The sequence below is a fragment of the Picosynechococcus sp. PCC 73109 genome (assembly GCF_001521855.1).
GTDB lineage: Bacteria > Cyanobacteriota > Cyanobacteriia > Cyanobacteriales > MRBY01 > MRBY01.
The window spans coordinates 2,050,585-2,074,292 of the sequence record NZ_CP013998.1; the positions used below are offsets into that span (position 1 = coordinate 2,050,585).

23 protein-coding genes and 1 tRNA gene are annotated in these 23,708 nt (G+C 50.0%); 12 read left to right on the forward strand and 12 right to left on the reverse strand.

Going from position 1 to position 23,708, the window contains the following annotated elements; all coding sequences use genetic code 11:
- Window positions 1-13 precede the first annotated feature (13 nt).
- The 5 genes from nadA to AWQ23_RS09900 all read left to right on the forward strand — a co-directional run bounded on the left by nadA (window position 14) and on the right by AWQ23_RS09900 (window position 4,995).
- The gene (gene nadA, locus AWQ23_RS09880) at window positions 14-979 is read left to right on the forward strand and encodes a quinolinate synthase NadA (RefSeq protein ID WP_062434931.1); all 966 of its coding nucleotides are present in this window, start codon (window positions 14-16) and stop codon (window positions 977-979) included.
- 258 nt (window positions 980-1,237) lie between these two features.
- Window positions 1,238-1,792, forward strand: coding sequence for a late competence development ComFB family protein (locus AWQ23_RS09885; protein ID WP_030006461.1), 555 nt, complete (start codon window positions 1,238-1,240; stop codon window positions 1,790-1,792).
- Window positions 1,793-1,892: 100 nt separating this feature from the next.
- Window positions 1,893-2,549, forward strand: a complete 657-nt coding sequence (locus AWQ23_RS09890; RefSeq protein ID WP_012307580.1) for a sigma-70 family RNA polymerase sigma factor — start codon at window positions 1,893-1,895, stop codon at window positions 2,547-2,549.
- 113 nt (window positions 2,550-2,662) lie between these two features.
- Window positions 2,663-3,124: an anti-sigma factor gene (locus tag AWQ23_RS09895; protein ID WP_198158639.1), complete on the forward strand. Its 462-nt coding sequence runs from the start codon at window positions 2,663-2,665 to the stop codon at window positions 3,122-3,124.
- A gap of 266 nt (window positions 3,125-3,390) precedes the next feature.
- A complete protein-coding gene (locus AWQ23_RS09900) occupies window positions 3,391-4,995 on the forward strand; it encodes an NAD(P)H-quinone oxidoreductase subunit 4 (protein ID WP_062434938.1) in 1,605 nt (534 codons plus the stop codon).
- A 132-nt stretch (window positions 4,996-5,127) separates the two neighbouring features.
- Here AWQ23_RS09900 and AWQ23_RS09905 read toward each other — a convergent pair whose 3' ends face one another.
- Window positions 5,128-5,649: a sterol desaturase family protein gene (locus AWQ23_RS09905; RefSeq protein ID WP_062434941.1), complete on the reverse strand. Its 522-nt coding sequence runs from the start codon at window positions 5,647-5,649 to the stop codon at window positions 5,128-5,130.
- A gap of 179 nt (window positions 5,650-5,828) precedes the next feature.
- On the opposite strand from AWQ23_RS09905, the gene AWQ23_RS09910 reads away from it, so the two are divergent.
- Window positions 5,829-7,166 carry a lipopolysaccharide biosynthesis protein gene (locus AWQ23_RS09910; RefSeq protein WP_012307585.1) on the forward strand — a complete coding sequence of 446 codons (1,338 nt, stop codon included), beginning with the start codon at window positions 5,829-5,831 and terminating at the stop codon, window positions 7,164-7,166.
- On the opposite strand, the gene AWQ23_RS09915 is transcribed toward AWQ23_RS09910, so the two are convergent.
- From AWQ23_RS09915 to AWQ23_RS09930, 4 genes are read right to left on the reverse strand one after another with little or no spacing between them, the layout of a single operon-like run.
- Window positions 7,155-8,381: a glycosyltransferase gene (locus AWQ23_RS09915; protein WP_062434944.1), complete on the reverse strand. Its 1,227-nt coding sequence runs from the start codon at window positions 8,379-8,381 to the stop codon at window positions 7,155-7,157. The two genes, AWQ23_RS09910 and AWQ23_RS09915, sit on opposite strands and share 12 nt — an antisense overlap.
- Window positions 8,382-8,390: 9 nt before the next feature.
- The gene (locus tag AWQ23_RS09920) at window positions 8,391-10,169 is read right to left on the reverse strand and encodes a fatty acyl-AMP ligase (protein ID WP_083500706.1); all 1,779 of its coding nucleotides are present in this window, start codon (window positions 10,167-10,169) and stop codon (window positions 8,391-8,393) included.
- A 45-nt stretch (window positions 10,170-10,214) separates the two neighbouring features.
- Window positions 10,215-11,021 carry an SDR family oxidoreductase gene (locus AWQ23_RS09925; protein WP_062434950.1) on the reverse strand — a complete coding sequence of 269 codons (807 nt, stop codon included), beginning with the start codon at window positions 11,019-11,021 and terminating at the stop codon, window positions 10,215-10,217.
- Window positions 11,022-14,306: an aminotransferase class I/II-fold pyridoxal phosphate-dependent enzyme gene (locus AWQ23_RS09930; protein WP_062434953.1), complete on the reverse strand. Its 3,285-nt coding sequence runs from the start codon at window positions 14,304-14,306 to the stop codon at window positions 11,022-11,024. It lies immediately after the preceding gene.
- Between the two features lie 150 nt (window positions 14,307-14,456).
- On the opposite strand from AWQ23_RS09930, the gene AWQ23_RS16450 reads away from it, so the two are divergent.
- Window positions 14,457-14,585: a hypothetical protein gene (locus AWQ23_RS16450; RefSeq protein ID WP_255355990.1), complete on the forward strand. Its 129-nt coding sequence runs from the start codon at window positions 14,457-14,459 to the stop codon at window positions 14,583-14,585.
- 109 nt (window positions 14,586-14,694) lie between these two features.
- Here the strand turns inward: AWQ23_RS16450 and AWQ23_RS09935 are convergent.
- A tRNA-Val gene (locus tag AWQ23_RS09935) sits at window positions 14,695-14,768 on the reverse strand.
- A gap of 144 nt (window positions 14,769-14,912) precedes the next feature.
- On the opposite strand from AWQ23_RS09935, the gene AWQ23_RS09940 reads away from it, so the two are divergent.
- The 3 genes from AWQ23_RS09940 to AWQ23_RS09950 all read left to right on the forward strand — a co-directional run bounded on the left by AWQ23_RS09940 (window position 14,913) and on the right by AWQ23_RS09950 (window position 16,470).
- On the forward strand, window positions 14,913-15,416 hold the full coding sequence (locus tag AWQ23_RS09940) for a hypothetical protein (protein ID WP_012307590.1): 504 nt from the start codon (window positions 14,913-14,915) through the stop codon (window positions 15,414-15,416).
- 43 nt (window positions 15,417-15,459) lie between these two features.
- Window positions 15,460-15,894 (forward strand): MAPEG family protein, encoded by a 435-nt coding sequence (locus AWQ23_RS09945; protein ID WP_012307591.1) that lies wholly within the window; start codon window positions 15,460-15,462, stop codon window positions 15,892-15,894.
- A gap of 84 nt (window positions 15,895-15,978) precedes the next feature.
- Window positions 15,979-16,470 carry a YajQ family cyclic di-GMP-binding protein gene (locus AWQ23_RS09950; RefSeq protein WP_012307592.1) on the forward strand — a complete coding sequence of 164 codons (492 nt, stop codon included), beginning with the start codon at window positions 15,979-15,981 and terminating at the stop codon, window positions 16,468-16,470.
- Here the strand turns inward: AWQ23_RS09950 and menA are convergent.
- Both menA and hisB read right to left on the reverse strand, forming a co-directional pair.
- Entirely contained in the window at window positions 16,467-17,417 is a 951-nt protein-coding gene (gene menA / locus AWQ23_RS09955) for a 2-carboxy-1,4-naphthoquinone phytyltransferase (RefSeq protein WP_062434955.1), read from the reverse strand. The two genes, AWQ23_RS09950 and menA, sit on opposite strands and share 4 nt — an antisense overlap.
- A gap of 140 nt (window positions 17,418-17,557) precedes the next feature.
- Window positions 17,558-18,169, reverse strand: a complete 612-nt coding sequence (gene hisB / locus AWQ23_RS09960; RefSeq protein ID WP_062434959.1) for an imidazoleglycerol-phosphate dehydratase HisB — start codon at window positions 18,167-18,169, stop codon at window positions 17,558-17,560.
- A gap of 94 nt (window positions 18,170-18,263) precedes the next feature.
- Between hisB and AWQ23_RS09965 the strand changes: the two genes are divergently transcribed.
- On the forward strand, window positions 18,264-18,587 hold the full coding sequence (locus AWQ23_RS09965; protein ID WP_012307595.1) for a phasin family protein: 324 nt from the start codon (window positions 18,264-18,266) through the stop codon (window positions 18,585-18,587).
- Window positions 18,588-18,647: 60 nt separating this feature from the next.
- A complete protein-coding gene (locus AWQ23_RS09970) occupies window positions 18,648-19,172 on the forward strand; it encodes an FKBP-type peptidyl-prolyl cis-trans isomerase (RefSeq protein WP_030007856.1) in 525 nt (174 codons plus the stop codon).
- Window positions 19,173-19,267: 95 nt separating this feature from the next.
- Here the strand turns inward: AWQ23_RS09970 and AWQ23_RS09975 are convergent, their stop codons facing one another.
- The 4 genes from AWQ23_RS09975 to acsF all read right to left on the reverse strand — a co-directional run bounded on the left by AWQ23_RS09975 (window position 19,268) and on the right by acsF (window position 23,597).
- Entirely contained in the window at window positions 19,268-20,110 is an 843-nt protein-coding gene (locus tag AWQ23_RS09975; RefSeq protein WP_062434962.1) for a fatty acid desaturase, read from the reverse strand.
- A gap of 76 nt (window positions 20,111-20,186) precedes the next feature.
- Window positions 20,187-21,584, reverse strand: coding sequence for an oxygen-independent coproporphyrinogen III oxidase (gene hemN / locus AWQ23_RS09980; RefSeq protein WP_062434981.1), 1,398 nt, complete (start codon window positions 21,582-21,584; stop codon window positions 20,187-20,189).
- Between the two features lie 137 nt (window positions 21,585-21,721).
- Entirely contained in the window at window positions 21,722-22,474 is a 753-nt protein-coding gene (locus tag AWQ23_RS09985; protein WP_062434984.1) for a heme oxygenase (biliverdin-producing), read from the reverse strand.
- Window positions 22,475-22,520: 46 nt separating this feature from the next.
- Window positions 22,521-23,597, reverse strand: coding sequence for a magnesium-protoporphyrin IX monomethyl ester (oxidative) cyclase (acsF, locus tag AWQ23_RS09990; protein ID WP_030007860.1), 1,077 nt, complete (start codon window positions 23,595-23,597; stop codon window positions 22,521-22,523).
- Window positions 23,598-23,708: the final 111 nt, after the last annotated feature.

Consider the following 23,708-nt stretch of genomic DNA (forward strand, 5'->3'; position numbering starts at 1 on the left):
CGGAAAAACAACCATGTTTGCTGCTGCCGCTGCCCGCCCGACAACACCCGCCATTCCCCAAGACCTCTTTGGGGCGATCGCCGATCTCAAACAAGACCTCAACGCCATCATCCTCGCCCACTACTACCAAGAAAACGACATTCAAGACATTGCCGACTACATTGGTGATTCCCTGGGATTAGCCCGCCAAGCCGCCCAAACCGATGCCGAAGTGATTGTCTTCGCTGGGGTACATTTCATGGCAGAAACCGCAAAAATCCTTAACCCCAATAAACTTGTGCTTCTGCCCGATCTCGATGCCGGTTGTTCCCTCGCCGACAGTTGCCCCCCCGCCGAATTTGCCCAATTTAAAGCCAAGCACCCAGACCACATCGTCATTTCCTATATCAACTGCACCGCCGAGATCAAGGCGATGAGCGACATCATCTGCACCAGCTCCAACGCCGTCAAAATCGTCAACCAAATTCCCGCCGACCAACCGATCATCTTTGCCCCCGATAAAAACCTCGGTCGTTACGTGAGTGAACAAACCGGACGGGATCTCCTCCTCTGGCAGGGCAGTTGCATTGTCCACGAAACCTTTTCCGAAAAACGTATCATCGAACTCAAACTCGAACACCCCAACGCGGAGGTGCTCGCTCACCCTGAATGCGAAACCCCTGTGTTAAACCATGCTGACTTTATCGGCTCCACGACCGCCCTACTAAAGCGATCCCAAGATAGTGCCAGCCAGACTTTCATTGTCGCCACCGAACCAGGCATCATCCATCAAATGGAAAAGGCCAGCCCCAGTAAAACTTTTATTCCGGCCCCTTCTACCAGTAACTGTGCCTGCAATGAATGCCCCCATATGCGCCTTAACACCTTAGAAAAACTCTATCTGGCGATGAAACATAAAGCCCCGGAAATCACCCTCAGCCCAGACATTGCGACGGCGGCTTTGAAACCAATTCAGAAGATGCTAGAAATGAGTGTCTAGAACAAAGGCGTTAGTCGCGGCAAAATAAGCAGTAGCAAATTGACAAAAATCCTTTAGAGTAAACTACATTACCCGTACGGGAAGTAAAACATTTGTAAATCTGTGTAAGTCAAGCAAAAAGATTGCCCATTCCCTTGCTATAAATTGGAATGATAGTAATGGGATGTACTTTCTTAGAGAATCGTGGTTTTTCCCCGATTTTTACGCAAAGATAGTGAAGTGATTGGCCCCCTTGTCCCGGAATTTTCCAAGAAACCTATGAGTATTGATCAAATTGTTGAACAAGCCTTAAAAGACGGCTATCTCACCCCAAGCATGGAAGCGGAAGTTGGACGCATTTGCGATATGTCCTCTGAGCTTTCCATTGAGGAATATATGGCGCTAGATCGCCTGATGGGGGCTTTACTCACGGGGGAAGTGATTGCTGTCCCCCGGAAACAATTCATCAATGTCATGGAGGAGCTAGTCATTAGCCGCTCCATTGCCCGGGTCGCGGAGATCGAGGCGAGTAGCACCCAAAGTTTGGATGTAGGGGATATTGCGGCCTATGCCCTAAACCGTTTGCCACCGCTCTACGCAACGACGGAAGAGGGAGCGAATTATCAGCGTCAAAAGGCCCGTGAGGAATTGCAGGGTTTAATTAATGAACAGGTGGATGCTGCCCTGTCTCGTTATCTAGACCGACCGGACTTTTTCCCTGAGCGCCAGGCGATCGCCTCTCCGAACCAAGACAAGAGCATGTTAGCCCAGGTCAGTAAGCTCCTGGAAGGCTATGCACCGGGCTTTGAACAGGAAGAGAATGTGTTTTCCTAGGACTGGGGGCTGACACTTAGAGCTAGGGGCTGGAACTTTTTTCTGGGCCGTAGGGTCTTTACAAGAAGAAGTCCCGTTATGAGTTCTTTGTGAAGAGAGCATGAACCGATCCCTTTCTATCCCCATTCCTTCCCAACAGGGAGTCGTTCCCAAAAGTGGTGTGTCTCCGGAAAAACTCTCTAACTATGATTTAATTCTCCGTTGCCAGGCGGGTAGTAAGCCTGAGCGGGCTGCTTTCGTGGAATTATTAAAACGTTACCAGTCCCATGTGGATCGACTCCTCTACCACCTCGCTCCGGATTGGCAGGATCGGTCTGATTTATCCCAGGAAGTTTGGATTCGAGTTTATCGCAATCTTCAGCGTTTGAATGATCCCCAAAAATTTAAGGGTTGGCTGAGTCGAATTATTACAAACCTCTTCTATGACGAGCTACGCAAACGTAAACGGGTTCGTCGTCCCCTCTCGTTGGACAATCCGTTTCAGACCCAAGATGGAGAAGTGGCTTGGGACGTAGCCTCTGATGATCCCAGCCCCGATGATGATCTGGCAACCCAGGAATTTTACGAACATTTACGGGAGGCGATCGCCGAACTGCCAGAAGTCTTTCGCACAACAATCGTGCTGCGGGAAATTGAAGGGCTCGCCTACGAAGAAATTGCAGAAATCACCGGGGTTTCTCTCGGCACCGTCAAGTCAAGGATCGCCCGGGCCCGGGCCAAGTTACAGGAAATGCTCCAGCCCTATTTGGCAGACTAGATAATGAAAGCTTTTCTCAGCGGCAAACCGATGGCGATCGCTGAAGAGGGGGTGACCTAGAAATGAAAAAAAAACACACTTCTCACCAACACCACACCTATTCTGAAACTCCTATGGGCCACAATTTTGAGCAGTTCCAGCGCCTGAGCGCCTATTTTGATGGGGAGGCCACCCCAGCAGAACGCAAGGAAATTCAGCACCTCCTGGATACTGACCCCCAGGTCAAACAGCAATATCAACAGCTACGGCAGCTCAAACAAGCGCTACAGTTGCTGCCCATTCCCACCAGCATTTCGGCCCAATATCTCGGTCAACGGGTATTGGCGCGGTTGCGTCGTTCCCAGTTACGCACCCTTTCCCTCTGGGGCAGTGGGGCGATCGCCGCTCTCTTTGTGGCTGGGGTTATGGGTCAGATGCCGAGCCTTAACCTTGATCGCTTTGCTAAAAATGACCCCGATCAGCAACCCACCGCTGCCCTAGTCGAAACCTCTCCCCAGGGAGAAGAAGCCCTTGTGGTTGCTCTGAATCGCCCGGTTTTACAAATTCCCAAACTGGCCACCACAGAGTCACCCTAATGTTTCGGCTGATGTTAAGTTTTGCCCACATCGTCCATGGTGAGTTGCCTCGCCGTGGATTTTTGTTTGGGGGAATTTCGATGTAAAAAAAGCATTGTTTTTTTTCTTTTTTCCATCACAAAACCAGGATTCTGTCTTCTGATAGACAGACAACACAAAAAATAAACATGACCATAAAAAGTTTTTTCTTTAACCCCTTGGCAGGTTGTAACAAAAATTCATATAATCGGAGGCGAACGCAATAATAAGTATTTTTTCCTAGTCCTATGGATAGCTTGCAAATCCCGTGGCTCACTACGGCGATCGCCTTTCCGCTTTTGGCCGCCCTTGTCATTCCCCTCATCCCCGACAAAGAAGGTAAAACCATCCGCTGGTATACCCTAGGCGTTGCCCTCACCGATTTTGCCCTTTTAGTCACTGCTTTTTGGCAAAACTACGATCTCGGTCGCACAGAATTTCAACTCACTGAAAATTTTGCATGGATTCCCCAATTGGGGTTGAACTGGTCCCTAGGCGTTGACGGTTTGTCAATGCCTTTAATTATTTTGGCGACCCTGATCACCACCTTGGCGACCCTCGCGGCCTGGAACGTCACCAAGAAGCCGAAACTCTTTGCGGGCCTAATCCTCGTGATGCTGAGTGCGCAAATCGGTGTTTTTGCCGTCCAGGATTTGCTGCTGTTCTTTATTATGTGGGAATTAGAGCTAGTTCCTGTGTATCTCCTCATTTCCATTTGGGGCGGAAAAAAACGCCTCTATGCGGCCACTAAGTTTATTCTCTACACAGCCCTGGGTTCTGTTTTCATCCTTGCGTCTACCTTAGCCCTTGCTTTCTATGGCGGTGACGTGACCTTTGATATGCAAGCCCTGGGATTAAAAGATTATCCGCTGGCGTTAGAATTACTGGCCTATGCTGGATTTCTCATTGGCTTTGGCGTTAAATTGCCTATTTTCCCGCTCCACACTTGGCTACCGGATGCCCATAGTGAAGCGTCTGCGCCGGTCTCCATGATCCTTGCTGGTGTGCTCTTAAAAATGGGTGGCTATGGTTTGATTCGGTTAAACATGGAAATGTTGCCGGATGCCCATATTCGTTTTGCTCCCCTGCTGATTGTTCTAGGGATTGTCAACATTGTCTATGGGGCGCTGACCGCCTTTGGACAGACCAACTTAAAGCGGCGTTTGGCTTCGTCTTCTATCTCCCACATGGGTTTTGTGCTCGTTGGGATTGCTTCATTCACCGATTTGGGAATGAATGGTGCCGTGTTACAGATGTTGTCCCATGGTTTCATTGCGGCGGCCCTGTTCTTCCTGTCTGGGGTCACCTATGAACGCACCCATACTTTGATGATGGACGAAATGAGCGGTATTGCGCGGTTGATGCCCAAAACCTTTGCGATGTTTACGGCGGCGGCGATGGCGTCTTTGGCACTGCCAGGGATGAGTGGTTTCGTCAGTGAACTGACTGTCTTCCTCGGTTTAAGCAATAGTGATGCCTATAGCTATGGCTTTAAGGCGATCGCCATTTTCTTAACGGCGGTTGGGGTGATTTTAACGCCCATTTACTTGCTTTCAATGCTGCGGGAAGTATTCTACGGCAAAGGCTCCCAGGCTACACTCAGCCTTGCGGCGGGGGAAGATGCCAAACCGCGGGAAATCTTTGTGGCAGTTTGTTTGCTGGCCCCGATTATTGCCATCGGCCTTTATCCAAAACTGGCAACGACTACCTATGATCTCAAAACCGTTGAGGTCGCCTCGAAGGTACGGGCCGCTTTACCGTTGTATGCAGAGCAACTTCCCCAAAATGGCGATCGCCAAGCGCAAATGGGTTTAAGCTCGCAAATGCCGGCCCTGATTGCTCCTCGTTTTTAGCAATCATTGGATGCTTTCCATTGATAAGCTCCTTGGGTTAGCACCATAAATTTAGGAAAATAATCTGAAATGGATGGGCTCTAAGTAGCCCATTTTTTTGTCCGAATAAATGCTGCTCAGACTACATATTCTCTAGAGCCATTTAATCTGCCAAAATTTCTGGTCTGCCGTGCGCTGTTCCTTTTCTGTGAGCCAAGCGGGCATCGGACGATAGGTGCCAAAAAGCCGATCCCACCAATCAACACCGATCCCAAAATTATGGTGCCACTGATTGTATTTATGGTGAACGTAATGGACGGGCATCGGTAGCCAAAAACATTTAATCGGGTTGTCATGTTGCAATTGGTGGGCGAAGGCAGCAAAGGCCGCGTAGAAAAAACAGCCCAGAAACCAACTGATTCCTAGGGTCAGAGAATGGAGAAAAAAAGGCAACATCACAACATTAATCCCGAAAACATAGTTGCGAAACTCCCAAAGAAAACCCTGACCAGTACCGCCAACATGATGTTGGGCATGGCCTTGGCCCAGTTTAGGAAAAATGCGCTTCAGGGGATGCTTGGGGGAAGCATGGAAAATTCGGTGAATCCAATATTCCAGAAAACTACCGAAGATAAAGGCAAGGCTGAAGATAAGTAAAGGCAACAAAATTTCCATAGGTCACACTTGCAGTTCACGCAAAACTTCAATAGAGTAAACAGGCTATGTTGGCTACAACCCTTGCGGTTCGCCATGATTGGGCCAGGGAACATTTGTGAATTTTTGTATTATAGTTGTCCCGGCAAACCTTTGGGTCTCAACAGTGAAGGCCGTAATTTTTTTTCCGTCACGAATCAATGGCTAAATTTTTTTGGGCAGACCGCATTCTCCGCAAAATCTTAAAAAATTTCAGTTGGTTGCTCTGTGGCCAAATCCTGACGGCGATCATCAACTTCTGTTATCTCAGTCTCACGGCCCATGCCCTTGGGGTTGAGACTTTTGGGAGGTTAATTTTACTCCGGGCCTACATTGAGCTTTTGATCGGCTTGACGACTTTTCAGTCATGGCAAGCGTTAATTCGTTATGGCGCTGATTATGTAAAAAACAAGGATTCTAAGGGTTTATGCGAGTTATTTAAATTAACCACTGGCCTGGATCTTCTGGGTTCTTTGGGGGGGTATCTAGTTGCTGTTGCGGCGGCGCCGTGGGTCGGGCCAATCGTGGGATGGGAGCCGCAGACGATTCATGCTGTGCAGCAGGCCAGTATTCTAATGCTTTGTACCCTTGGCTCAACCCCTATTGGTTTACTGCGACTCGATGATCGCTTTGATCTACTCGCGGCCCAACAATTGGTGCCACCGCTTACGCGTCTTGTGGGCACTCTCATTGCCCTCTGGCTCGATGCTCCTTTGATGGGCTATCTTCTGGCTTGGTTGTGTGGGGAGGCACTTAATGGTCTTTCGCTGTTGGCTTTGGGTTTGTGGCAAGCCCATAAAAAGCAAATTTTGCGTCGTTTGGATTGGTCTTTGCCGGATTTTTTGTTTGGCGATCGCCGTGTTCTAAAATTTTGCTTTGTTTCTAATCTGAACTCTTCTTTACCGCTGGCGATCACCCTGAGTCCGTTGATTGTCGGCGCGGTGGCGACCCCCAGTGCTGTGGCGTTATTTCGGGCTGGCTATGAATTTTCGACGCCGTTTCGAGAACTCGCTTTAATTTTTACCCAGTCGGTTTATCCTGAATTGGCCCATTTGAGTGCCCAAGGACGCTGGCGCAAATTTCAAAAGCTGCTGTGGAAACTAGGACGGGTGCTCCAGGGGATTGGTTTTATTTTGCTGATTGCCATTTTGTTGGGGGGCAAAGGGTTACTCTACTACGCGATGGGAGAAGAGTTTACGGCGGCCTATGGCACCTTAGTTTTGTTGATTATCGGCGGTATTTTGATGATGGGGAACTATCTGCTTGAACCAGCCCTGTTTGCGATGGAAATGCCCCATATCTCACTGCGAAATAATGCCACCGCCATTCTTCTTTTCTATCTGCCGTTACTGGTGGTTTTGGCTTACTATTACGGAGCTTTGGGGGCGGGCATGGCGACTCTCATTGCCAATGGTGTTGGGTTTTCACTGAATTTATTCTGTACGTGGCGGGAAGTGCAACGACGTTCGACACCAACGCCGGAATATTTAACCCGTTGATCGGATTTGGGTTTCTAAATAACGAACCCATTGTTCACTGGGATCAAGTTGCACCTCTCGATTTTGGTTTTGCTTTTGGATATTGTTTTGCAGCCGTTGGCGATCGCCTTTAGAGTCGATCAACTGAGCTAATTGCTGAATAAAATCTTCTCCGTCTTCAGGTTGAAACAAACAACCATTGACCCCAGGCTTAATCAGATTCCGCGCCCAGTCACAGTCCGGGGCTAAAACGGGCGTCCCCACATAGAGGGATTCTTGCACCGTCCGGCCAAAGGTTTCTTTAAGGGAAGCAGTCACATGCAGATCCACATTCGCTAAGAGGGCTGGCACCTGCTCGTGGGGCACCTCCCCCAGGATCGCCGTCGGTAAGCTTTGGGCAAATTCACTTTCGGCGATCGCCTCTGCTAATTCTCCCCGGCCTGCTACCAGTAGTGTGAAATTTTCAGTAATGTTTGCTCGACCAAGTTCCGGTAAATGCTTCAGAATAAAAGCCCAATTTTTATCGGGAGACAGTCGCCCCAAAAAAAGAATTTTGACCCGCTGATCCAGGTCTGGTAAGCCATAATGCTGCTGAAAAAAATTGGTCTGTTTTAGGGCTTGGGGATTCGCAATTTTCGGCGGGCCAATCACGGGCATATAAACCACATTTTCTAGTTGCCATTGCTTTAGGCGCTGTTCAATAAAATGACTGCCTACCAGAGTGACAGAACATTTGCCATAGAGCCGACGGGTTAGGGCTAAAGCGGCCCATTTCGCTGGCCCAATTAACCAAGCCGGGGCATAGTCCTGGAGATAATCGACAAAATTCGTCCGGTAACAGCCGATATAGGGAATATTTCGCGCTTGGGCATAATCCCACCCCGGTAAGGCGAAAAGCGTCGTCCAAAGCCGTTCTGGTTCTTCGACTTGAATCAAATCTGGCTGGAATTCCTCTAATGCGGTTTCAATGTGTCTTAAACTGCTCCGCTTGGGATTGCGTTCCTGGGGAATCCCCAACCAGGCCACACTGGGCAACGGCACAATTGCGACATTTGCAAACAAATCGCCCACATAATCAGCCCAACGGGGATAAATAGCGGCGACTTCCTGGTAACTGGAAACAAAACAGAGCACCTGATGTCCCTGGGCAGATAGGACTTTTAAACGTTCAAATAGCGTGATGCTCACCCCATCGTGGGAAGGCAAAAAGGTGCTCGAAATAATCGCAATTTTCATCGCCACCCTTTAGAGGCTATTGGCCAGGGCCGTGACATCACTATCAGCGATCGCCAACTGCCATTCCCCCAAACCGTTGAGGGTACCTGCCAGATATTGCTGACGACAGGCTTGCCGTTGAATCTTGCCGCTGGAGGTCTTGGGGATACTGCCCGTTCGCAAGAGGACAATACCGTAAACTTCCACTGTGTGTTCCTCGTAAACAGCCTGGCGAACTGCCCCAACAATTTCCTCTAGATCAAAGTTACGGACATAGCTCCGTTCCAATTCTTGAACCACCACCAGTCGTTCTTCATCGGCGGCCTCCACGGAAAAAGCCGCCCCCGCACAGGGACGCAGAGCTGGGTGACATTGCTCCACAGTCAGCTCAATATCCTGGGGATAACGGTAACGGCCCCAAAGAATCATTACGTCCTTCGTACGTCCGGTAATAAAGAGTTCGCCATCTTTTAAAAAGCCGAGATCCCCCGTACGGAGATAGGGGCCTTGGTTATCCACATAGGCTTGGAAGGTTTCTTTTGTGATTTCTGGCCGTTCCCAGTAGCCTTTACCAATCCCTTTACCTGCGGCCCAAATTTCGCCCACTTGGCCTTCGGGAAGTTTGGTTTTGGTTTCCGGGTCAACGATAATCACCTCGTCGTCAAGCCATGTCCAGCCACAACTGACAATGCCCCGACTGCCATCGGTACTGATGATCGCTTGGTTTTGTTCGAGGGCTTCGGGGGCCATATATTGCACCACTGGCGCTTTTTCCTTGGAGCCGCCACTGATGAACAGAGTCGCTTCGGCCATGCCATAGCAAGGATAAAAGGCTTCGCGACGAAACCCGCAAGGGGCGAAGGTCTGGGCAAACTTTTCGAGGGTACTGGCCCGGACAGTTTCAGCGCCACTATAGGCCACATCCCAAGAGTTGAGATCGAGGGTTTTGAGTTGTTCTGGGGTGACTTGGCGAGCAACCAAATCATAGGCAAAGTTCGGGCCACCGCTGGTGGTGATGCGGTGCTGGGAGATGATCTCTAGCCACCGGACAGGCTTTTGTACTAGCTCGATGGGAGACATCAGAAAGGCCTCAAAGTTGCCGTAGAAGGGCTGGAGAACACCGCCGATCAAGCCCATATCGTGAAACATGGGGAGCCAACTGGCCATCCGGGTTTCGGGACTGTGGCTAAAGGATTTGTAGATCACGGCGGAGTTATGGAGCACATTACCATGGGTGACCATCACGCCTTTGGGTTTCCCTGTGGAGCCGGAGGTGTATTGCAAAAAGGCGAGGGTGTCGTCGGTAATGTTGGGGGCTTGCCAGTCTGCTGCGAGATCTGCGGGAATTTCATCCATCGCAATTACTTTGACTTGGCTAAATTTGCGCACAAGACCAGCGGCCTGGCGGGGGGCTTTAGTGAGTTTCTTTTGGAAATAGTCAATGAGGGCGCGGGTTGTGAGGATTCCCTTGGCCTGACAATCTTCTACCCGTTCCATGAGCTTTTCGAGGGCATCATCACTGCGACTGGGGTTAATGGTGACGGCGATCGCCCCGGCGTAGAGACAAGCGTAAAAACTAGCAACAAATTCGAGGCCCGCCGAGTAGGGGAACACTAACAAAATGCGATTGCCCGGTTCGATAAAGGTTTGCAAATGGGCGGCGATCGCCTTTACCTGGTGCTCTAGTTGGGCATAGGTCAGGGTTGTGAGGTTATCTTCGCCTGAAATAAAGTGATAGGCGGTGCGGTCGGGGGTGCTGTCAGCGCGGTGACGAAGCAGATCAACAATGGTTTTCGCAGAATGGGTCATGGTGGGCGATCCCATGGGGTCAGGGTAAAGGAAAGGGATAAAGATTTAGTGTTGGCGGGCGCGGGCCACCAGTCGATCAAAATACCATTGCAGGACGGGGGCCAGCAGGCTATGGAGGCGATAAAGTAGTTGCATTTCCAAGCCAGGGGTAATAACGAATTTTTGTCGCTGAAGACCCCGGAGAATGGTGGCGGCAACCCGTTCTGCTGTCCACATTTGGGCGGTCTCTGTAATTAACTTGGTTTCCGGCGGTTTTGTCAAATTTTCGGCGGCCAGTTGGGGGGTATCGGTATCGGGCGGATAGGCGATCGCCACCTGAATCCCCTGGGGCTTTAATTCTCCCCGGAGAGATTCCGCCAGACCCCGCAGGGCAAATTTACTCGGACTGTAGGGGGTATAGCCAAACAAACCCACTAGACCCGCTCCAGAAGAAATCATCACAATTTGGCCCTGGTTTTGGGTCTGCATTGCTGGGAGAGCAGCGCGAATCGCATACAACGTGCCGAAATAATTTACCGTCATGGTTTGTTCAAAAATCTCCAGGGGCAGTTCCTGAAAATAACCGGGGTGAGCCATGCCCGCTGAGGTGATTAATAAATCCGGCGCTCCAAATTTTTCAATGGCTGTGGCGATCACCTGTTCAATATTGCTACGTTGGGCCACATCTGCCTTGAGGGTTAAACATTGCTGCTGGACATCGGTAAAAGCTTCTTGAATCCGAGTTTGCGCTACCTGGAGTTTAGTGGGACTGCGGGCAATGATTGAAAGATTGACATTCCCCTGTTGAGCTAACTGACAGGCGATCGCCAAACCAATCCCACTCGATCCCCCCGTAATAATTGCGTGTCGCATCTATTCAGCCTCGATTTCAGCCAGAAATTGCTGACCGACTTCCGCAAAAATTGCGAGGGCTTTGTCTAAATGTTCCTGGGTGTGGGTCGCCATCACACTGGTGCGGAGGGCGGCTTTATTACGAGGCACCGCCGGATACACCGCTGCATTCACATAAACTCCCGCTTCTAGCAGCGCCTTACAGAATTGCATACATTTAAAATCATCGCCAATGTATACCGTAATAATCGGCGTTTGGGCGGTACCCACAGTAAAGCCAAGGGACTGTAACCCTCGTTGCCAATATTGGGCATTTTCATGGAGCTTTTGCACCCGCCAGGGCTCGGCAATCAAAATATCCAAGGCCGTGGCAGCCGCAGCCAGGGAAGTAGGCGGAATAGAAGCAGAAAATAACATTGACCGCCCGTTAAAACGAATCCAATCAATCACCTTTGCTTCGGCGGCGACCCAACCGCCAATGGAAGCTAAACTCTTGGAAAAAGTCCCACAGAGAATATCACTGCTGCCGATCATCCCGAAATGCTCCTCCGTCCCCCGGCCCGTTTTTCCCAAAACACCCAGAGCATGGGCATCATCTACTGCGAGGGTAGCCCCATGGCGATCGCATAATTGCCGAATTTCTGGTAGGGGAGCAATATCCCCCGTCATTGAATACAGACCATCAATCGTGACCATTGTTGCCGAGTCCGTTGTCACCTGGATCAATTTTTGTTCTAAATCTTGTAGGTCATTGTGCTGGTATTGAACTACCCGGCAGCGACTCATAAACGCCCCATCGTAAATGCAAGCATGGGCCTCACTGTCGAGGATCATCGTTGTATTTTCGTTCATCAAGGCGGAAATAAAGCCTAAATTCGCCTGATATCCCGTGGTAAAGACTAAAGCATCCTCATGACCGACGAAGGCGGCAAGTTTTCGCTCAAATTCTCGGTGTTGGCGGGTCGAACCATTGAGCAATCGTGATCCCGTTAAACTCGGCCCTTCTTCTAGAGCGGCCTTGGCAGTGGCTTCTCGTACTCGGACATCGGCAGTCAGCCCCAGATAATTATTGGAGCCCAACATAATTAGTTGTCGCCCTTCAAAAATACAGGTGGCCCCTTCATTGCGTTCAAGGGCTCGGAAATAGGGCAGTAGATCATTGGCTCGCAATTGATCCGGCAGGTTAAACTCCCTGGCTTTATCGAGGACATTGCGGCTTGGTTTATAAGCGAGGCGCAACCGTTGGTCGAGATCGATGCCCTCTGCTTCTAGCTGAGTCGCTTGGGGGAGATGTCCGTTTTGGTGATGTTGGGATTCTTGGGGAAGATTAGCTAGGGCTAGGATATCTTGGGCGAGTTGGGCAACGGTAAGATCCTCAAAAAATTTTTCAAGGGGCACTATTAAATCGAATTTTTGCTCGATGTAATGCTTGATTTCAATAACTTGCACGGAATCTAGGCCCAAAGCGGCGATGGGCTGATCGTCTTGGATAGTATCAAGGGGCAGCGAGAGGGCTTGGGCCAATTGTTCGCGGAGGGGTTTAATTAAGTCAGTGGTCGGCTGGGAGGGTGGTTGTTTCTGGGGAGGATTAAAACTTTGGGCGGAAGCATGATCTACTTCACCCAGGACGCTGCGGCCCACAACCATCAACTCATCGGCCAGAAACGCCTGACGGCAACGGTGTCGTTGGATTTTACCGCTGGACGTTTTTGGGATGCTACCGGTTTTAATCAGGATGATGCCATAGGTTTGTAGTTCATGGTTTGCGGCGATCGCCTGACGGATTTTTTGGGCGATCGCCTCGACATCCAGATTTCGGAGAAAGGTTCGTTTTACCTCTTGCACCAGCATTAGGCGTTCTGTACCGTCAATTTCTACCGTGAAGGCTGCCCCGCAATTTTCCCGGAGAGCTGGATGGGACTGTTGGGCCGTAAGCTCGATGTCGTGGGGATAGTGATTTTTTCCCCGGACGATAATTAAATCCTTGAGGCGACCGGTAATGAACAGTTCTCCTGCGGCGATAAAACCAAGATCACCAGTGCGCAGGAAAGATTTTTGATGGTGATTGAGAGTTGCCGTAAAGGTTTCTTGGGTGGCAATGGGGGCATTCCAATAGCCCTGGGCGACACTGTCCCCCCGCACCCACACTTCCCCAGTCGTCCCTTCAGGACAAGGGGCAAAAGATTCCGGATCAACGATCGCCACCTGGGTGTCATGGTAGGGTTGGCCACAGCTAACAAATAAATTGTCTGACTCTTCGGACGAACTGGTGGTGATCGGGGCTTGTTGCTTATCACCCCCCGTAATGAATAGGGTCGCCTCCGCCATGCCATAGCAGGGGTAAAAGGCCTCTGGCCGGAAACCACAGGGGGCAAATTTTTGATTGAATTTTTCGAGGGTCGCTGCCCGCACTGGTTCCGCACCGCTGTAAGCAAGATTCCAACTGCTTAAATCCAGATCGGCTAGATCACTGTCCGTCAGGCGATCAACACATAGATCATAGGCAAAATTTGGCCCACCGCTGGTCGTAGCCTGATACTTGGCGATCGCCTGGAGCCAGCGACGAGGATTAGTCAAAAACGCCACCGGAGGCATCAAAATACTGGGAAAGCCCACGTAAAGCGGCTGGAGCACATGGCCAATGAGACCCATATCATGGAAAAGGGGCAGCCAACCGACCCCGATACTCTTTTCACTATGACCAAAGGCAGTTTGAATCAGTCGCTGGTTGTGGAGGATGTTCCGGTGGGAAACCATCACGCCCTTGGGTGTCCCCGTGGAGCCAGAAGTGTATTGCAGAAATGCTAGATCATTCCCCTGAATTGCCTGGGGCTTGAAGCCTTGGGGAGCTTGTTTTAAAATATCCGTCGCCAAAAAGGTTAGATCCTGAAACGGCTCTGCTTGGGCAAATCTTTGTTGAATATCTCCTAACAAGGCCTCGGTGGTCAGGGCAAGTTTGGCCTGGGCATTATCGGCGATCGCCAACAGGCGCGATAACTTTTGGTTGCGCTTCGGCGGATAGACAGGCACCGCAATCACCCCGGCATAAAGACACCCCAAAAATGCTGTGATAAACGCCAATCCAGACGGATACAGCAACAATGCCCGTTCCCCACGCCAGGGGGTCAGATGGGAGGCGATCGCCTTTGCCTGAGTTGCTAATTCTTGGTAAGTAAGGTGACCAGATTCAGTTTCTCCATTTTCTAAAAAAACATAGGCTTGGGCATTGGGTTGGCTGCGTGCCCGCTCATTGAGGATATCGAGCAACGATGCTTGTGCCTGGATAGAATGCTGGAGAAACGTCATAAAGCAGTAAATCAAAAGCTAAGGGGACGCAACAGTTTGTGGAGCCTGACCTTAAGGAATAATAAAGGAGTTTTCTAATTTTGTTATGCAGAAATATAGCCTAATGTTGTCAATCCCGGTATTTCTGCCCCAGTATTTAGAGCATTGAGAATGAGAATTACCAGTCCCATTTTCACAACCTCAGGTCAATGGGCACAGCTCCTCCGGTTGAATCAGTATCGGCCAGACAGCGGCTCAATCACCGGGAAAGACCATAGGCGATCGGCGATCGCCCCCTAGGTGCCGTAAAATCATAGCGCTAATGGGCTAGAAAAACGAGACAGGGCATTTCCCGACCCGAACTCGCCATCATCCAGCCGGGAAACGGCTAGGGGTTATTTCTTGTGTATGGACGTAACTGGATTCGAACCAGTGACCCCATCGATGTCAACGATGTACTCTAACCAACTGAGCTATACGTCCGGGTTGCAAACAGTATATAAATGTAGCACTAGCATTTAAGAATATGCAAGCATCTCGGCAAAGAAAAACAGAAGGATTGCTTTATCAGGGATGTTTGATTAAAATGGCATCGATTATTCAGGCTATCGAGTCCCCTTACGATCTTTGAGTCAATCTTTAGATATTCCGACCCTTGACACCCTGGCACAGGAGCTAGCTGCCATTCAACAAACTGGCTCTAAGCGCATTGCTCTTCTCGGTTCTCGGCATGTCCCGATTACCCACCAGCACCTGATCGAAATGATGAGCTATGCCCTAGCCCTAGGGGGAAATCGAATTATCACCTCCGGCGCAACGGGGACAAACTCAGCGGCGATTAAGGGTGTAATGCGGGCTGATTCGAGCCTTTTAACTGTAATTCTGCCCCAGAGCCTCGAAAAACAACCCCGTGAATCCCGTGTGGAACTCGAAAAGGTCGTGCATCTGGTAGAGCATCCTGAGAATGATGAACTTTCTCTGGGAGAAGCCAGCAGCCTGTGTAACAGTGAAATTATCTCCCGCTGCCAACAGCTTATTTGTTTTGCGTTCCATGACAGCGATACGCTCCTGCAAACCTGCCAAGAAGCAGAAGAACAGCGAAAACTTGTCACCCTCTTCTATTTCGATTAATTTTTTTGTGCTACCCATTTGCCCAGTTGTTTAGGATTAATCCATGAATCTGTCTGTTTCTGCTGTCCTTATTTATTCGTTGATCGGCGCGGTATTTCTGGTTTATCTGCCCTATGGGGTGGTGGGCTATGCGCGGGTTAAACTGGCTGGTCAAATGAGCGATCGCCTGGAGATGTTTCGGCGGCCTAGGGCAACGGTAGATCTATTGCCAGATTATGCGCAGCGGGCCAATTGGGCGCACCAGAATGCTTTTGAAGCGTTGGCGGTTTATGGCGTTGCTTGTTTGTCTGCGTTGGTAACGGGGGTGGATTCTCCCTGGGCAAAGATTGCGGCGATCGCCTTTTTGGTGGCGAGAACCCTCTACCCGTTGTTTTATATCCTCAACATTCCAGTATTGCGTTCGATGATGTTTGCCGTGGGGAATATCGCCAACATTACGCTTTTTGCCTTGAGTGCGATCGCCGTCCAAAGCCTCTAGGAAAATCCCCAGGGCCTCGCACAACGTTTACAGGCCAATGTGAACCTTGAAATTTTCATCTGTTGAATTCAGCTAAGTATCTCTATGGCTTCTACAAATTCCTTTGATGTGGTGAGTGATTTTGATCGTCAGGAAGTGGTCAATACCATTGATCAAGCTCTCCGGGACATCAACACGCGCTATGACCTCAAGGATACCAAGACCACCATTGAGCTGGGAGAAAACACCATCACGATCAATACTGCCAGCGATTTTACCCTCGATGCAGTGCAAACTATCCTGGTCACCAAGGCCGTTAAACGGAATCTGTCACCGAAACTTTTTGATTATGGTGAGGCAGAATCCGCCAGTGGTGGCCGTGTGCGCCAAGTGATCACCCTGCGCCAGGGCATTTCTAAGGATGATGCGAAGAAAATCACCAAGATGGTCAAAACAGATTTTAAAAAGGTGCAGGCTTCGATCCAAGGGGATGCTGTCCGCATTTCGAGCAAGTCAAAGGATGACCTCCAGGCAGTAATGCAGGCGGTGCGGGATTTAGATTTCCCGATGCCGATTCAGTTTACGAACTATCGCTAATAACCCAAGCCTGTAACGCTGAGAAATTCGAGGTTGTAATAGGACAAAACATAGGCGATCGCCAACAATAGACCGCTGGCAAAGTGAAACTTGACCGCAAAAAATTTGCAGTTACTCACCTTGTCAGGTTGGTCATGGTTCAGGCGGACATGGTTGATCAGACTCAGGGCAAAGGGGGCACTGGCAAATGTGAGGAGCATCCAGGGTGACCAGGTGCCGACAGCCACTAATAGGCAGGTCAAAACTAAAACGGTTCCCAAACTGTAGGTCAATACCTGCGCCCCTTGGTAGGTGCCGAGGCGGACAATGGGTGATTTTTTCCCGGCGGCTAGGTCATCTTCGGCCTGATGAAAATGGGAGCAAAACAAAATAATACTCGTCGTCAAAGCAACCCAAGCCGAGGCCCAGACCGCATTGAGCGTGAGGGTTTGGGCTTGGCTATAAAAGACTCCCAGCCCCGTAATCCAATAGGCGAGAAAACAGACAAACTCGCCAATGCCGAGATAACCCAACCGAAACGGTGGCCCCTGGTAGGTATAGGCGATCGCCGTTGCCAGGAGCAACAAATTAAACACCATCCAATCCTGCTGGAGGTAGCTGATTAGGACAATTCCGGTGATTCCCAGACCCAAAAAACCGAGGGCAATGCCAAAAACCAATGGGCGATCGCCCGTGAGATTGACCACCGAAGTCGCTTTATTGACATCAATGCCCGTGTCCGCGTCGAACACATCATTACTCAGGTTCATCCAAGCAATTAAGCAAATTGCCGCCCCCAGGAAAAGCCCAAACCGCACCGGGTTAAACACCCCAAATTCCCCATAGGCCGCTGCCGTTGTCACGATCACAGGGGTCACCGCCACCGTATAAATGGGGGGTTTAATCGCCGCAAGCCAAAGACGACGGGTAGCTTTCGGACTAGAGGTGGGTGGGTTTTCCGTGAGCATTAGTGATTAAATGAGCCAATTCTTCAGAAAAGTGTACCTTAACCTTTCCGCAAGGGGGGAGGAGCGAAGCAATGCCCCAATACACTTTAGCTGTGAAAATTTGCTTGCAAATGTTGGGCATAAAAATTTTTAGAAAGACCCTAAAGAACCCCTTTAGAACTAGGGATCGTTGCCGCCCGACGGGGGTCAATTTCTAGGGCCATACGCATCGCCCGGGCAAAGGCTTTAAAGGTCGCTTCAATGATGTGGTGGGAATTAATACCGTCTAGTTGGCGCACGTGGATCGTCATTTGGGCATGGTTGACGATCGCCACAAAAAATTCCCGTACCAATTGGGTATCGTAGGTGCCGACCCGTTCCGTGGGGATTTCTAAACCATAGCTGAGGTGGGGCCGACCAGAAAAATCTAAGGCGACCTGTACTAGGGCTTCATCGAGGGGCGCGACAAAATGACCAAACCGCTGAATCCCTTTGCGCTCACCAATGGCTTTGGCGATCGCCATCCCCAGGGTAATGCCCACATCCTCGTTGGTGTGGTGGTCGTCAATCTCGTAATCCCCTTGGGCCTGGATGTGCAGATCCAATAGACCATGGGAACAAAGCTGATGCAGCATGTGATCGAGGAATGGCACCCCAGTATTCACCTCACACTTGCCAGTTCCATCCAGATTGACCGTTACTTTCACATTGGTTTCACCCGTCACCCGGGCAACGGTGGCAATCCGGGGGGACTCAGAAGAAGCAGGCATCATTAGAATATAACTAGGTTCAAATTCGCTAAGCTATTCTAGCTTAAGGTTGAAACCATTTAGGGAAACCCATACTGAAGACGAGACAGACTACACCATGGACAACAACAACTTCCTGCAACAAATGCTGATGATTGGGATTGGGACCACCTCGATCGTCGCCGAAAAAGTCAAAGAAGCCAGTGACCAGTGGGTAAAAGAAGGGACGATCAACCCAGAGCAGGCCAAAACAATGCTCGATGACATGATGAACCAACTCAAACTCGAACAGGGCAATGCAGAGGCTTATTTCGAGCGGCAGGTGCGGAATATTTTGCGGGATCTTGGGGTGCCTCGTCAGTCAGAAATGGATGAACTGCGCGGTCGCATTGATCGTTTAGAGCGACAGGTGCGCGAACTGGAAAATAAGCAGTGGCGATAGGCCCGGTAAGATAGGAAAGCAATGCACACTGTTTGTAAATCTGGGAGTGAATGAACATCCATGCGAGAAATTTGGCTTAGTTTTGGAGTCATCGTTATCTGTGGGGTTATGTTAATCTTGTCTGCGGTCTTTAATGGGGCCAGTCAAACGGCGATCGCCGCTGAACTCGACTCGACCAGTCCAGTGGTACAAATTGCCGCCAATCCCACCGAGGAACTCAAAGATATGGATATTGATTTATCAAAAGCAGTCACAACCGAATCCGGCCTCCAGTACATCGATGAAGTTGTCGGTGAAGGGGCATCCCCCATGGAAGGGGAAATGGTGACGGTTCATTACACTGGCAAACTGACAAACGGCGACGTGTTTGACAGCTCCGTCAAGCGCAATGAACCCTTTTCTTTTGTGATCGGTGTTGGGCAAGTGATTAAAGGTTGGGACGAAGGTGTCATTACCATGAAGCCTGGTGGTAAGCGCACGCTGATTATTCCCGCGGAACTGGGCTATGGTTCCCGTGGTGCTGGTGGTGTGATCCCCCCCAATGCCACTTTGATCTTTGATGTGGAATTGCTTGGGATTCGCTAGGCTAACCACCATTGATATTGCTACAAAAATCCCCCATGCCAAACGGAAAATGGGGGGTTATTTTTTTGAATTGGCGGTAATGATCAAACGCAAATTTATTCTGTGACGGCGGCTGGCGGCAAAATAACTTTCGTGGCGAGACCAAGCCGTTGTAGGAGCCAGATGGCCCACCAGGTAACATCGACTTCCCACCAGCGCCAACCGGCTTTCGCCACATTAGGATAGGCATGGTGGTTGTTATGCCAGCCTTCGCCATAGGTGAGAATTGCCGCCCACCAGAGATTACGGGAATTGTCGTCGCTTGCGTGACTGCGGTAGCCCCACACATGGGTGACAGAGTTGATAAACCAGGTGCTATGCCATAGCAACACCGCCCGCACTAGCATGCCATACACGACCCAAGACCAACCGCCGAGGAGATAAAGGGCGATCGCCAAGGGAATTTGTAGCAGTAGGAAATTGCGGTTTAGCCAACGGTAAAAGGGCTGTTTCGCGAGATCCTGGGCATAGCGGCTGTATTGGTCAGCATCAAAAAATTGTTGATCGGGGTAGAAAATCCAGAGCATATGGCTCCACCAAAAACCCCGTTTTGCGGAATAGGGGTCTTTAACTTCATCTTCCGTGTGGGCATGGTGCAGCCGGTGGCCCGCCACCCAAAAAATAGGGCCACCCTGGAGAGCCAGGGCACCGATAAACGCCAAGGTATATTCCAGCCATTGCGGGACTTTGAAACTGCGGTGGCTCAAGAGGCGATGGTAGCCCAAACAAATGCCAATGCTGCCAAAGAGCCAGTGGAGAAACAGACAAACGGCGATCGCCGACCAAGAAAAAAAGAAGGGGGCCAAACCAAGGGCCAGGAGATGAACCGCGCCAAAAAAGAACACGGCAACCCAGTCTAGGGTTGGTTTTTGGGGGAGTTGTTGCACAGATTGGGTCATGAATTCTCAAACAATAGAACAAGACAATGGGGCGAACCCGGTTGATGATCCGCCCCAGGGGAAACGGTGGCGATCGCTAAATCGCCTTGGAGAAAGTTTTCTCGGTTTTGTGTTGTAGGTAGGTATCAAACACCGCCGCAATATTGCGAATCAACAAGCGACCGCTGGGCGTCACCTGGAAGCCATCCCCGGAACGGTGAATCAACCCGTCGGCTTCCAAATCATTTAAAGCACCCAATTCGGCTTGGAAATAGTCGTTAAAGTCCAAATCAAAGCCCAGGTGATATTTGTTCTCCAGCGCCGGGGCCGACAGGCGAAACTGGCACATTAATTCCATGATCACAGTGCGACGAATTAGATCATCCTGGGTGAGCTGGACACCCTTTTCGATAGGGAGAACCCGTTGATCAATGGCTGCGTAAAAATCTTTCAAGCGTTTGTGATTTTGGACATACACATCCTGGAGCATACTGATCGAAGTCATGCCAAACCCTAAAAGGTCGGATTCCGGCTTCGTGGTGTAGCCTTGGAAATTCCGGTGCAGTTCCCCGGCCTGTTGGGCGATCGCCAATTCATCGTTGGGCTTCGCAAAGTGATCCATCCCAATGAATACATAACCGTGGTAGGTGAGGTTGGCGATGGTCATCTTGAGGATTTCCAGTTTTTCGGCGGTGGGGGGCATCGCTGCTTCGGGCATCCGTTTTTGCAGAGGTTTTAGCCAGGGCACATAGGCAAAGCTAAAGACGGCGATGCGGTCGGGGTTCAGTTGGATCGTTTTCTGGACAGTTTCCGTAAACGTCGCCAGGGTTTGGTAGGGCAGGCCGTAGATCAAATCCACATTGACGCTTTCAAAACCTGCTTCCCGAATCCAAGCCATCACCTCAAAGAGTTTTTCCTCCGGTTGGATGCGATTTACCGCCGCTTGCACCTGGGGATTAAAATCCTGGATGCCGAAGCTGATCCGCTTAAAACCCAGTTGACGCAGGGCAAAAATATACTCGCGACTCACCTCGCAGGGGTTGATCTCGATGGAAATCTCCGCATCGGGCGCAAATTGAAAATTGTCCTGGAGAGTTTGCCACAGGCGCGTCACTTGCTCCAAGTTTAAATAATTGGGCGTGCCGCCACCCCAGTGGAGTTGTTGCACCAGGCGATCGCCTTGGACGAGAGGGGCCACCTGTTGAATGTGACGAATCAGGTAGTCCAGATAGGTAGCCGCCGCCGGTTTGTACTGGGTAATGATTGTATTGCAGCCACAGAAATAGCAGGGCTTTTCACAAAAAGGAATGTGGCAATAGAGAGAAAGGGGCGTTTTTTTATAGTTCCCCATGGCGATCGCCTGGCGGAAAAGAGCCCCCTCAAAATCAGGGGTTAATTCCGTTGCGGGGGGGTAACTGGTATAGCGGGGAACCGCTTGATTGTATTTTTGGAGGAGCGGCCCATTAAAGCGGACATTTTGACTGGCTAAATTCATCGGAAAAAGAGATTAATTAAAGTTGATTTTTCAAAAAAAATCCCCTAGCACTCCTAATCTCAGTGAGAAATAATGCTTTCAAACGACACTTAAAAGTGCTCAGGGAAACTCGTAGGAATAGAGGATTAAAACTGGTTCTAGGAAGACGCGATAAGGGCCGGATCATCGGGCTGGCGATCGCGGTTTTCGGTACTGCCCGGGCGGTCTTGGCGAGTTAACAAATCAAAGGTATGTTCGCCGATGGCCGCCTTTACGTCCGGCTCCAACTCGTGCATCACATCCCGGTTGAGGGCAAAGGCATAATTGGCTTCGTTGATAATCTTTTGGATCGTTACTTCGTCTAAATTCAACCGATCCAGCGCGTCTCGATATTGCAACTTGAAATTGCGGCGATCGCCTGGGGTCGGCCAAGAGTCAAATTCATAAAATCTGGTGCCCTGGCCATCGGGTAACGCTAAGGCTGAGCGGATAATATTCTTTAAACTCTGACCCCCAGACAGATCCCCCATATAGCGCACATAGGCATGGGCAATCAGGAGCAGCGGATCAGTGGCGGCCAGTTCTTGTAAGCGCGCTTGGTAGACTTTACCCGCCGGGAGTAGTTCCAGTTGCCTGTGCCAATGCTCACCGTAATAAAAGGCCAGATCCTCTTCCAGATGGGGCACTCGGTTCAACTCCGGGAAATAGATTTCCCCTAGAATTTCGTGGTCTTTGTACTGTTCAAAAGCCGTCTCCAGGGTGTAATAGACCGCATACAAATTGGCCATCAATTTCCGGAGGGGTTGCCGCTCCACAATGCCCTTCAAAAAGCACTTCATAAAGGCCGTATTTTCTGAGAGGGTATGGGAGGTTTGGGTACCAAAGCGGAGGCGTTGGGATAGGGTCGTCATGGCTACTCCATGGGGTAAATAAGCGGAAAAATGCTGAGGGGAATTTTTAGTGAACCTCGGCCCGTAGGGCTTCGGCATCCACAGGCTTGGTGAAGAAGATCAAAGCCATATTCCAAACGATGTTGGTGATCCAGGGGATTTTTTGGAAAAACTGAATTACTTTCGGTTTCCCGTTGGTGGCGATCGCCTTTAGGTGTTCATTGGCGGCGGCGCAGGCTTCTAGGCGGGTGAAAAACTGGGGATGGTTTGTGTCGAGCACTTCCGGGAAAGCCCGTAGAGACGTTTCGTTGGTGTTGCGAATCACGTCCCGATTGTATTGGTGGGCATCAAGGCCAATCATCTCGTAAAAATCAGACCGTTCCAGGGTTGTCAGGGAATGGGTGACAAATACCGTCAGGAGGAAAAAGCGCGACCACAAGCGAGATTGCCAAGTTTTCCAGAGGGATTTTTGCGATCGCAATAGGGCTTTAAAAAAGTCTCCATGGCGGTTTTCATCTTGGCACCAGCTTTCAAAATACTTAAACAGCGGATAAATATTGTGCTCTGGGTGTTTCTCCAGGTGACGATACACGAGGATATAGCGCCAATAGCCAATCTTTTCCGATAAGTAAACGGTATAAATCACCCACTCCGGCGGAAAGAAGGTATAGGTTCGTTTTTGGGTGAGATATTTCAGGTCTAAACAGAGACCAAAATCCACCATTGATTTGTTGATAAAGCCCGCATGGCGTGCCTCGTCCCGGGCCAGCAGGTGAAACGCTTCGGCCAAAATCGGACTGCGATCGCGGAGGCGACGGGACAGTTCTTTAAATAAAAGAAAGCCAGAAAACTCAGAAGTACAAGAACGTTCTAAAAAGTCAATGAAAATACTGCGGGTTTTCTCGTCGAAATGATCCCAAGATTGCTCAAAACTTTCGTCACGGATGAAATGGTTGCGGTTATAATCGGCCCGCAATTCTTCGAGGGCAGCCAAAATTTCTTCTTCGTGGGAAGAGAGCACCATGTTGGCAATTTTGTCAAAATCTGTAGTGTAAAAGCGGGGTGTTAGGAGGGTTTCTTGAACTGGTTTTTTAACCCCTGGTCTGAGAAGTTCTGGACTCGGCTGGTCAGTGAGCGTAACCATAGGCTGATTAAAAGGTGTTTTTTAAATCTTTCTGGGATTCATCTTTTCGGAATTATCCTGAAGTTTCAAGAGGGTTTCTCCGGCTAGCCTATAGTTACCTGGGGTAAAAAA